This window comes from Campylobacter sp. W0014, from assembly GCF_020135975.1.
Taxonomy (GTDB): Bacteria; Campylobacterota; Campylobacteria; order Campylobacterales; family Campylobacteraceae; genus Campylobacter_D.
Genome location: NZ_JACHTR010000074.1, coordinates 1 through 1,030, shown reverse-complemented (window position 1 = coordinate 1,030; position 1,030 = coordinate 1). Strand labels below are relative to the sequence as shown.

Genomic DNA, 1,030 nt, shown 5'->3' with positions numbered 1-1,030 from the left:
CTAAAGCTTTTTGCTCTCCTGCATAAGCAATAGCTGCATCATAGGTAATATTAAGCCCATCAAGTAGGCTTTGAAAATCTTTAGAAAGATAATCTTTTCCATTATCTCCTTTTATCATATCAGGCTTACCAAATTTATCAATTGCTTTCCATAAAAGACGCGTTAAGCTTAAAGAATTTGATTTACTTACTAAAGTAGCCACACCCATACCGCTAAAAACATCAACGACACTTAAGATGTGAGGGCGAAAAGGTTCTAAGGTTTCATCATCTCTTACTATAATATCAGCTGGAGAGCTATCGATTTGCCAACACATGTTTTTCATGTCATAAAGCTCTCTTTGATTGCCTTGTGCAGGTAGAAACTTACTTTTTGCTTTATCTAAACCCTGAGTGATAATGCAATGTTCTAATGGTTTATCTTTGTAGTAGTTTTTAATAAAGTTTTGTAAGGTTTTTACACTAAAAAGTGGCTTTACCTTTCCCAAATCAAAACCTATGAAATCATAGCTTTCCTTTTGTGCTGCCTCTTTGTGAATTTGCCACCAAAGTTCAGTAAAGTTAAATCCACCTGATGCAAAGGTACGATACTCTCTTAAGGCATATTCTTGCATCCAAGTGCTAAGCTTGGTTTTATCTTTGCGATGAAGACCTCTTGTATCAACTAAACCTAGAATGCCATGTGTCTTGAAAGATTGTTGCCATTTCATAAACACATCTTTTTTAATATTTAATATTTCTAAAGCTCTTTTTTGTTTTAATCCACCTTCAATATATTTTTCAACTTGTTTAAGTATTTTTACTTTATTTCTAGCTTCTTGTTTAATCTCATCACTTAAATTTTCGAATTTTAAATTTAAAACAGCCAAATCATTGTTTATTTTTGACTCTGTTAAATTTAAATTACTAGTGTTTAAACTATTATTTATAGTTTTTAAATTATCAATGGCAGTAATTTCGCACAAATTCACTTTTTGCATTTTTTCATCAAAAATTAAAGTATTTTTACTGATTAATTCTTGATTAATTGC

Annotated in this window: 1 protein-coding gene; it reads right to left on the bottom strand. The window is 30.7% G+C overall.

Going from position 1 to position 1,030, the window contains the following annotated elements; genetic code table 11:
• A partial coding sequence (locus tag H2277_RS08995) for a transposase (protein ID WP_337201966.1) occupies positions 1-1,030 on the bottom strand: 1,030 nt, incomplete at both ends.